The following is a 10,171-nucleotide window of genomic DNA, read 5'->3' as shown; positions in this document are numbered from 1 at the left end:
CAATGATAGTATGCTTTTTGCATGCGAAAGTAGGTCACTGCCAAGCTATTTATTTAGACCACAACTACTGTGGTCAGACAAAAGCCCTCGTTTGAGGGCTTTTTGCTTTGTGACCGATAGATTATTGGATTTTCAGTGAATCTCTGTTATTGCTCAAATAAATTAACCCTAATAAATTGAAACAATTTGGCCTCTAGAATAAGCGTCGCCAAAAATATGAGGGTTTTGGAACTGTTAGCATGCTAGGCGTTAGCTAATTTTTCTAATGTAATTCGGTTTGTAATTGCTATCTGACCTCTACCTAATGTTACAGCCCCTTTTTGTTCAAGTCGTTTTAATTGACGACTAACAACTTCGCGTGCAGTGCCCAGTTCGTCGGCAATTTGTTGGTGTGTTCGAGTTAATTGGCAAGCCTTGGCGTCTAATAACACTTTAGCTAAACGTGCATCTAAACTATGAAATGCGACCTCATCTAATAGCACGATTAAATCGGTGATTAATGCGCCATAATTAGTCATTACGTATTTACGAAATATTGCGGAATCCACCATTAATTGATGAAAGATGTTGGAAGGAATCAGCACATCACGAATTGGTTCTTCAACAATGGTTGAGGCTGGATAATCACTATTACCTAAAAGGCAAGTGGTGGTAATGACACATGTTTCACCAGCTGAAACCCGATAAAGTAAAATCTCACGACCGTTAGTCGACATTTTAAATACACGCGAACGGCCCGCTAAACGCATTACATAGGCTCCGCAGGGCGTACCCTCTCGGTAGCCGATGGTACCAATGGGAGCTTCTACGATGCGTGAATGATTGGCTAGTAATTCTCTCGCATGCTGGTCTAAATCAACTAAATCCGGAAATTGCGTAAGCCAAGCGAGGTTGTTATGTAAATTTTGCATCAATTATCCTTACGCATTTAGTCTATGTTTAGCCGGCTTGAATTAAATTCTTTATAAGTTCTAGACCGAATCCGACACCAAAGCCATTCGTATCGCTATTCACTGCACCTAGTCCACTTTTGTTGTTTGCGGAGGATAAATCCACATGGATCCAAGCTATATCATGCTCAATGAATCTGCCTAAAAACCTTGCAGCGTGAATATGGTCAGCTCCCCCCTCTAGTGTACATTGCTTAATATCAGCAATATCACTGTCCAAATCGCTCTCATAGTCATCATCATATGGGAAAGCAACAATGCGCTCACCCGCTGCGATGCCAGCCCCTACTGCCCTACAGGCAAGATCAGGTCGATTGCTAATCACGCCACTCATGCGGCTTCCAAGTGCTGTCATCATGCTACCTGTCAGTGTGGCAAAGTCCAAAATAATGTCTGGTTTTTCTCGACTTGCAAGTGTTAAAGTATCAGCAAGCACCATTCTGCCCTCGGCATCTGTATGGACAATTTCAATTGTTGTGCCGTTAAGCGCAGTCACTACATCATTCTGCTTATAGGCCAATGGACCAATATGGTTCTGAGCAATCGCTAGCCAACAATCAATCTGAACAGGTAGTTGCTGCTGACTGGCAGCAAGCAAAATACCTAGTGCAACAGCGCTACCATTCATGTCTTCATGCATGCCTTGCATGTATTTAGCTGGTTTTAAGTTGTGCCCGCCAGTATCAAAACAAATGCCTTTACCTACCAAGGCTATACATTTTTGCATATCTTTAGGTTTGTATGTTAAATGTACAATAGCCGCGTCTTGCGGGTTGCTTCCCTGACCAACGGCATAAAATGCACCAGCCCCAATTTTTTTTAGGGTAGGCATATCAAATTCTTCATGCCTCCAGCCATGGTTTTTAGCTAATTCAGCTATTTTTTTGCGGTAAATGTTAGGGTTTAATTCGTTTGGAGGTGTAATCGTAAGCTCACGGCATAAGGTATTACCTGCAACGCGAGCGTTAACGTAGCTGTAATCATGTTCAGCCAGGTAGCCATGCATGCTGATTGATTTTAGGGCATTAAATTTGTCTTCTTTTTTACGACTAGGTAATTTTGCGGCATTCACAGTGGCTACATAATAAGCTGCGCAGGCATGTGCTTCACGTTCGCTTTCGTCGCCAAAAACAAAGATAGCTAGTTCTGTTGGTTGCTCATCAAGTAATGGTTTCAATGCTTTTCTGAGTAGTGTATGACGTTGAAAAATATTAAGTTTTTTTTCTAACGCGACAAAACTTGCTATTCCGCCGTTCGGCAGTTCAGTAGTTAAAGGAGTTTTATATAAATCCTTAAGTTCACCGTGTGTGCGTTTTAATTTAGTATGTAAAATTTCAGCATATGGAAAATTTTCCTCTTCATTTTCCGTCAATACAAAAAGTGAATGTTTGTGGGATGATAATGAATTTTCACTGCCAATTGATGGGAATTGTGATAATTTTAACGACATTTGTTTTTCCTTAACTCTTCTATATTATGTAATACAAAAGTAGCGAATCTGATTAAATTGCATGCTGTTTAGTGTGGTTTAACTTGACCAAAATGGCTAAAAAAGCCACACTATAGCCTTAAATAAAAGTTTTATAGTGGTTCTTAACATAGAACAATCTAATTCACGTTTAGTTGCTACAGCGTTTTATATATTATTTTTAATAAATTATACGCGTAGCAACCGCAACACGGAGAAATCTCACGCATGGCAATAAATAATCAAACAGGTTTCACTGAAACTGATCCGCAAGAAACACAAGAGTGGCTAGATGCCCTAACATCAGTTATAGAAAACGAGGGTACTGAACGCGCACACTTCTTGCTAGAGGCGATGATTGACAAGGCACGTCGTTCAGGTAGCAACCTACCGTACAATGCAACGACTGCATACGTAAACACGATTCCAACCCATTTGCAGGCAAAATTACCGGGTGACCCTGAAATGGAACGCCGTATTCGTGCTTTAGTCCGATGGAATGCGATTATGACAGTGCTACGAGCCAATGAAAAATCTCCTGGCGTTGGGGGGCATATCGCCAGTTTTCAGTCAGCTGCAACTTTGTATGATACGGCTTTTAATTACTTTTTTCGCGCTGCCAATGAAAGTTTTGGCGGCGATTGCGTGTATTTCCAAGGTCACTCTTCACCAGGTGTTTATGCTCGTGCCTTTTTAGAGGGCCGCATTTCGGAAGAACAATTGACTAATTTCCGCCAAGAAGTCAGTGGTAATGGCTTGCCTAGTTATCCTCACCCATGGTTAATGCCAGATTTTTGGCAATTTCCGACTGTATCGATGGGCTTGGGACCAATTACTGGTATCTACCAAGCACGTTTCTTGAAATATTTGCATGACCGCGGAATTGCCGATACTAGCGACCGTAAAGTTTGGGTGTTCTGTGGCGATGGTGAAATGGATGAGCCAGAATCATTAGGCGCCATATCATTAGCAAGTCGTGAAAAATTAGACAATTTAATATTTGTCATTAACTGTAACTTACAGCGCTTAGATGGTCCTGTGCGTGGCAATGGCAAAATAATTCAAGAGTTAGAATCGGATTTCCGCGGTTCGGGCTGGAATGTATTAAAAGTAATCTGGGGTTCTTATTGGGATCCTCTGTTGGCGATGGATAAAGATGGCTTGCTGAAAAAACGCATGGAAGAATGCGTGGATGGCGAATATCAAAACTTTAAACAAAAAGGTGGTGCTTATACGCGTGAACACTTCTTTGGCAAATATCCTGAGCTAAAAGAAATGGTTGCCGCCATGAGCGATGCTGATATTTGGCGCTTGAATCGTGGTGGTCATGACCCTCACAAAGTCTATGCCGCTTATCACGAAGCTGTAAATCACAAAGGCCAGCCTACTGTGATTTTGGCTAAAACCGTTAAGGGTTATGGCATGGGCGAAGCAGGCGAAGCGCAAAACACCACGCATCAGCAAAAAAGTATGGACTTAACTTCGTTAAAAGCATTCAGAGACCGCTTTGATTTGCCGCTTACCGATGAACAAGTAGAAAGCTTGTCTTTCTACAAGCCAGCAGAAGATTCGCCCGAGATGCAATACATGGCCCAGCGTCGTGCCGCGATGGGTGGCTCTGTGCCAGCGCGCCGCCGTAAAGGTAATGAGCTTGCAGTGCCTGAATTGTCTGCATTTGAGAATATGTTGGTATCAACAGGTGAGCGCGAAATCTCAACCACGATGGCTTTTGTGCGAATTTTATCCACCTTGGTGCGAGATAAGCAAATTGGTAAATATGTCGTGCCAATTGTGCCAGATGAAGCACGTACGTTTGGTATGGAAGGCATGTTCCGCCAGCTTGGTATTTACGCGAGTCAAGGTCAGCTTTATGAGCCGATGGATTCTGACCAAGTGATGTATTACAAAGAATCTAAAGATGGTCAGATTCTTGAAGAAGGCATCAATGAAGCGGGTTCATTCTCAAGTTGGATTGCTGCTGCTACGTCATATTCAGTCACTGGCGTGCAAATGATTCCGTTCTATATATTCTATTCCATGTTTGGTTTTCAACGCATTGGTGACCTGGCCTGGGCCGCAGGTGATTCTCGCGCACGTGGCTTCTTGCTTGGTGCCACGGCAGGCCGTACAACACTGAACGGAGAAGGTTTGCAGCATGAAGATGGCCATAGCCACTTGATGTCGGCGACAATCCCGAACTGTTTATCCTATGACCCAACGTTTGCTTATGAACTTGCGGTTATTATTCAAGAAGGCTTGCGCCGCATGGTGCAAAATCAAGAAGATGTGTACTACTACATTACGTTGATGAATGAAAATTATACACACCCTGAAATGCCAAAAGGCGCTGAAGCTGGCATTCTTAAAGGAATATATAACTTTAGCAAATCAAAGGCAAAAGGCGAAAAAGTACAATTAATGGGTAGCGGTGTGATATTGCGTGAAGTGATTGCTGCCGCTGAATTGCTCGAAAAAGACTGGGGTGTATCGGCTGATGTTTGGAGTGTGACTAGCTTTAATGAATTACGCCGCGATGGGCTAGACGCAGAGCGTTGGAATATGCTTAACCCTGAAAAACCTCAGAAATTAAGCTATGTTGCCCAAGCGATGAAAGGTGCGCAAGGTCCAACCATAGCCTCAACAGACTATATGAAATCTTTTGCTGAGCAAATTGCCAGCTTTGTTCCTGGTAAATTTGTAGCACTTGGCACCGATGGTTATGGCCGTTCAGACAGTCGCGAAGCATTACGTAGCTTCTTTGAGGTAGATCGATATTATGTTGTATTAGCTACGCTCAAAGCCCTGGCAGATGAAGGTAAATTGCCAGCAAGCAAAGCAGCTGAAGCGGTAAAAAAATACAAGTTAGATGCTAACAAGCCTAACCCAACGACAGTTTAAGGATACGCACACATGGCCATTCAAGACATATTTGTTCCTGATATCGGTAATTTCGATAGTGTGGATGTGATTGATGTTTTAGTTAAAGCGGGCGACACTGTCGCAAAAGAAGATTCGCTGATTACAGTGGAATCGGACAAAGCATCGATGGACATTCCTTCACCGCTTGCAGGAATAGTGAAGGACATCAAAATAAAAGTAGGGGACAAGGCTTCAGAAGGCAGTTTGATTTTGACATTGGACGTTAGCGAATTGGCGGCAGCGCCCATTAAAGCACATGAAACCAAAGCAACACCGCAGCCTGCAGTTGAAAAACCAGTTGTAGCGGCAATACCAGAGCCAACTCGCCCTGCACCAGCCCCACCCAAGACCATTGCACCACTAAATCAGCCTGTACCGGTTGGTGCAAGCGCAGTGGTGGATACTGGCAAGCTGTCGCATGCAAGTCCTTCTGTACGTAAATTTGCCCGAGAATTAGGTGTAAATCTGGCGTTGGTAAAAGGTAGTGCGCCTAAAAACCGCATTGTGCAAGCTGACGTACAGGCTTATGTTAAAGGTGAGTTAGCCAAACCGCGTACAGAAAACATGGGTGCAGGCGTAAGTAGTCTGGCGGCATTGCCGATGCCTGTGATTGATTTCAGCCAGTTTGGTACGATTGAAACTAAACCGCTTTCACGTATTAAAAAACTCTCAGGTGCAAACTTACACCGTAACTGGGTAACCGCGCCACACGTCACGCAATTTGATGAGGCGGATATTAGTGACTTGGAAGACTTTAGAAGGTCGATGCAAGCGGATGCCGAAAAGCGCGGTGTTAAGCTCACCATGCTGGCTTTTTTAATCAAAGCCTCAGTGAATGCATTAAAAGCCTACCCTAATTTCAATTCCTCGCTTTCACCCGATGGCGATAGTTTGATACTGAAAAATTACTACAACATTGGCTTTGCTTGCGATACGCCTGATGGCTTAGTTGTACCCGTAGTCAAAGACGTACAACAAAAAGATGTGTTGGATATTGCACGTGATTTAATGGAACTTTCAACCAAAGCGCGTGAACGCAAACTTAAAGTAGAAGAAATGCAGGGCGGTTGTTTTACCATATCTAGCCTTGGCGGTATTGGCGGAACTATGTTTACGCCAATTATTAATTGCCCAGAAGTGGCGATTTTAGGCGTGTCACGCTCCAGTATGCAGCCAGTGTATGACGCTAAAACCAAAATTTTTGAACCACGATTAATTTTACCGCTATCACTTTCTTATGACCACCGTGTAGTAGATGGTGCGGATGGTGCGCGCTTTACCAGCCATATGCGCATGATGTTGAGTGATGTGCGTAGGTTATTACTCTAATGTTCCTCCCGCTCACCAATCTCGACTTATCGAGATTGGTGAAATTTAAATTCGTAGTTCATTTCCAATCGAACCCAATAATCTGCCGCTCCAGAATATTCAGTAATTTTGATGCTAAAATCAAATTTTATTTCTGTTTAGTCTAATATGGCGATCTCTCGATGTAATAAATGTGGCAATGTGGTGGAACATGAGCGTGAGTTTGTTGGAACATCGATAGTTTGTCAATGTGGTGCTGGCACTACAGTTTATGACACAGTATATTTTGTTAACAAGCTTTCTGAGATGTACTTTGCATTACGCAAAGAGTTTAATGCCCTCAATCCTGATTCTTCAACACCGAATCAAACTCAATTTAAGAACTATGGCGAAAGTATCGACTTACATAACTCTGATTCTTTGAGTTCTCAAGAGCAACATGCGCCTATTGTTCAGTGGTTCAAATCAAAAAACATCATTGCTACGGCGAGTATTAATGCGGTTGATACCACTGGTTTTTTTGACGAAGCTGCAGTGGCGATTGGTTCTAATTACGAACTACTTAGTGAGGTGTGCGAGAGAATTCGTTACGCCCAACTCAAAGAGTACACAAGTAATTTGATTTATCTTGATAAAAAGTCTAATGAAGATGCTAAAACAATTGAAGCTTTTGTTCAGCAGCTTTATGAGCATTCACTCATCGCACGTTGCATCAGCAATAAAAAAGAGAAAAGCATACGCGTGGTTTTACAAAATGCGCCTAGCGTTAGGAGATTTTTTGCTGGCGACTGGTTAGAATGGTTTGCGCTAATGGTTGGATTGAGAGTTTGTCAGGAACGAAAAATTAAATTTTCTTGCGCCCGAAATATGACAATTACTTTCTCTAATAGCGAAAATAGAGAGCTTGATGTTTTCTTTCTTATAAATTACAGTCAGCCAATTTATATTGAATGTAAATCTGGTGATTTTCGTCAAGAGCTTGATAAATATGTAGCATTACGTAAACGGCTAGCGATAGATCAAAGATATTTTATACTTTGTGTGGCAGACTTAGAGGAGGAGAGCTGTAAGGGGATGACCGCAATGTATGGCATGACCTTTGTAAATACCCAAACGCTTGGACCGCATTTAACAACATTGTTTTAGTCGAGTTTGCTTAGGGTACAAACTCGACCACCACCTCTCGACTGTCCGACTGTCCAGACTCGTCTACGGCTCGCAATATGAAATGTCCCGCTTTTTGTGGTGACCATGCCATCGCCACTCCCGCCTCGCTTTTTGCAATAAAGCCATTGTCAGCAAACCAGTAAATGGTACTTTGTGCGCGGCGACTAGCTTTTAGCGCAATGGTTTCGGGTTTGCTTAGTCGAATAGTGTATGCAACGCCTCTAAGTGGTGAAGTGATTTGTGGCTTATCTTCTTGCCGTTGTGCGTTTTGATTGCTGCATTCTGCAGGTAAATTAGGTGGTACACGGCGTGGCATGCCTGCTTCACGAAAGAGCCGCAACATGTCTGAATTCCAAAATTCGATGATTTCTTCTCGCGTATTTGCCCCAGCACTACAAAACACTTGATTGGTCGTATTGTCAAAATACACGGGGCGATGCAAGGTGCTGATTTTAATGGGCGATTTGCCTGGAATAAACCAAGTTTCAGTTAAATTTTTACAATATTGGTTGGGCAGGTCGCCGCTGGCAGTGCAGACTTTTACCTTGATTAATGTGCGTGGAGGCATGGCCTCTACTTCGGTTTGTGGGCTTAATAAATGTTGATGACGTAGACTATCTAATATTTGAAAAAATAGTGGTGCAGCCGTTTTTATACCGACGAAGGCCTGATTGGATTTTCCATCAAAATTACCTACCCAAACGGCAAGAACGTAATTGCCGCTCACTCCGATGGTCCACGCATCGTGAAAACCCCAAGAAGTGCCAGTTTTCCATGCAGTTTTGTAGCGGTCTGGTTCGCTGGTATCGGGTCGCGGGTTCTGCCTTAGCATATCCAGTGCCAGGTAGGCAGATTCTTCACTTAATAGTGGGAATGTGGCGTGGCTGTTCTTTGTTAGACTAAATGGCGCAAAGCGCCCATGGTTGGCCAGCATGGCGTATAGACTCACCAACTCCTCCATCGTCAGCTCACCACCGCCCAAAGCTAATGCCAAACCGTAGTGCGACTCACTTTTTAAATCACTTACGCCTGCATTTTTTAAAAAATTATATAAACTGGGTTGTGAGAGTTTTGATGACAAGCTTACCGCAGGTAAATTACGTGAGCGAATGAGTGCCTCACTGGCGGTAATGGGACCGATGAAGTGGCCATCAAAATTCTCGGGGCTATAAGGGCCAAAGCTGGTGGGTGTATCTTTAAGCACGCTGGCAGGGTGAATCAAGCCTTGGTCCATTGCTAAGCCGTAAATAAACGGTTTTAAGGTCGAGCCAGGGGAGCGCTTGGCTGCGGTGCCGTTTACCTGACCATCTATCTCGGCGTTAAAATAGTCTGCAGAGCCAACCAACGCTTTTACCTGCATGGTTTTTGCGTCATACAGCATGGCACTTACATTTTGAATGCCAAAGTTTTTATTGTTTTCAATATAACGTGCAATCATGCGCTCTAGGGTGGCTTGTGCACCAATATTCAAACCAGTTTGAATGACGAGCTGATGCTTATTTTCTGCGAGTAATGCATCAGTGAAATGCGGTGCAAGAAAAGGCGGATTTTGATTTGCAATTTTTCGCGTGGCTTTAAGGGATTGTGCTGGCAAGGCCATGTCAGCATTGTATTTACTATCTTGTGGACGTTTTTTTAACCAGTTTTGCCATAAGCGAGTGCGCGCGTCATTAAGCGATACATTTTTACTGGAAATACGCAGGCGCTTATTGGGGTTTTGTGGAATCACGGCTAGCGTCATTGCTTCCGGTAAGTTCAAACGGCTGGTAGGCTTGTTGTAGTAAAACAGGCTGGCCGTGGCAATGCCTTTGATGTTGCCACCATAGGGCGCGATATTTAAATAGGCCTCTAAAATTTCGTGTTTGGAATATCGGCTTTCTAACCAAATGGCGGCCAGCATCTGCTTGGCTTTACCTAATAAACTGCGCGAATCAATGCCATATAAACCACGTGCCAGTTGCATGGTAATGGTTGAAGCACCTTGACGCGAGCCGCCAGCATAAGTGCGAACAAGGCCGCGCGATAGCGCAACAGGGTTAACGCCGAAGTGCCAGTTAAAATAACGGTCTTCGTACAACTTAACCGCTTCTACTGCGCTGGGTGAAATTTTTTTAAGCGGCACCCATAGCTGATATTGAGCATCTGCGGCTAGAGTCAGTCTTAACAAGCTGCCATCGGCCGCATAAATGGCCGTGGAGTGGGGGATTGAATCAGCTAGTTTAGGCTTGGGGTAAAGCCGTAAACCTATCAAAACTAAACCAAGCAGCAGTATGGCAAGCAAACTATGCTTTAAAAACTTGGACGATCTACGTCTTTGAAATATTGGCATTATCTTAAAACGGAATTAACCAGCCCGTCA

Annotated in this window: 6 protein-coding genes; 3 read left to right on the top strand and 3 right to left on the bottom strand. The window is 43.5% G+C overall.

Features of this window, described 5'->3' with window-relative positions; translation table 11 throughout:
* Window positions 1–242 precede the first annotated feature (242 nt).
* Both HOO90_RS00785 and HOO90_RS00780 read right to left on the bottom strand, forming a co-directional pair.
* A complete protein-coding gene (locus HOO90_RS00785) occupies window positions 243–911 on the bottom strand; it encodes a Crp/Fnr family transcriptional regulator (protein ID WP_292838474.1) in 669 nt (222 codons plus the stop codon).
* A gap of 28 nt (window positions 912–939) precedes the next feature.
* The gene (locus tag HOO90_RS00780; RefSeq protein ID WP_292838472.1) at window positions 940–2,400 is read right to left on the bottom strand and encodes a leucyl aminopeptidase family protein; all 1,461 of its coding nucleotides are present in this window, start codon (window positions 2,398–2,400) and stop codon (window positions 940–942) included.
* A gap of 246 nt (window positions 2,401–2,646) precedes the next feature.
* On the opposite strand from HOO90_RS00780, the gene aceE reads away from it, so the two are divergent.
* From aceE to HOO90_RS00765, 3 genes are all read left to right on the top strand, one after another.
* Window positions 2,647–5,316, top strand: coding sequence for a pyruvate dehydrogenase (acetyl-transferring), homodimeric type (gene aceE, locus HOO90_RS00775; RefSeq protein ID WP_292838470.1), 2,670 nt, complete (start codon window positions 2,647–2,649; stop codon window positions 5,314–5,316).
* A gap of 12 nt (window positions 5,317–5,328) precedes the next feature.
* The gene (aceF, locus tag HOO90_RS00770) at window positions 5,329–6,666 is read left to right on the top strand and encodes a dihydrolipoyllysine-residue acetyltransferase (RefSeq protein WP_292838468.1); all 1,338 of its coding nucleotides are present in this window, start codon (window positions 5,329–5,331) and stop codon (window positions 6,664–6,666) included.
* Between the two features lie 183 nt (window positions 6,667–6,849).
* Window positions 6,850–7,791: a hypothetical protein gene (locus HOO90_RS00765; RefSeq protein ID WP_292838466.1), complete on the top strand. Its 942-nt coding sequence runs from the start codon at window positions 6,850–6,852 to the stop codon at window positions 7,789–7,791.
* A gap of 10 nt (window positions 7,792–7,801) precedes the next feature.
* On the opposite strand, the gene pbpC is transcribed toward HOO90_RS00765, so the two are convergent.
* A complete protein-coding gene (pbpC, locus tag HOO90_RS00760; protein WP_292838464.1) occupies window positions 7,802–10,141 on the bottom strand; it encodes a penicillin-binding protein 1C in 2,340 nt (779 codons plus the stop codon).
* Window positions 10,142–10,171 lie beyond the last annotated feature (30 nt).

The sequence above is a fragment of the Methylotenera sp. genome, from assembly GCF_013141425.1.
Lineage (GTDB): Bacteria > Pseudomonadota > Gammaproteobacteria > Burkholderiales > Methylophilaceae > Methylotenera.
Note: the sequence above shows the minus strand (reverse complement) of the source record. Positions and strands in the feature narration are given on the sequence as shown.

What these genes read in the sequence shown, in the direction of transcription:
- HOO90_RS00780 (WP_292838472.1), bottom strand. Translation starts at nt 2,400, where the DNA reads ATGTCGTTAAAATTATCACAATTCCCATCAATTGGCAGTGAAAATTCA.
- aceE (WP_292838470.1), top strand. Translation starts at nt 2,647, where the DNA reads ATGGCAATAAATAATCAAACAGGTTTCACTGAAACTGATCCGCAAGAA.
- HOO90_RS00785 (WP_292838474.1), bottom strand. Translation starts at nt 911, where the DNA reads ATGCAAAATTTACATAACAACCTCGCTTGGCTTACGCAATTTCCGGAT.
- aceF (WP_292838468.1), top strand. Translation starts at nt 5,329, where the DNA reads ATGGCCATTCAAGACATATTTGTTCCTGATATCGGTAATTTCGATAGT.
- pbpC (WP_292838464.1), bottom strand. Translation starts at nt 10,141, where the DNA reads ATGCCAATATTTCAAAGACGTAGATCGTCCAAGTTTTTAAAGCATAGT.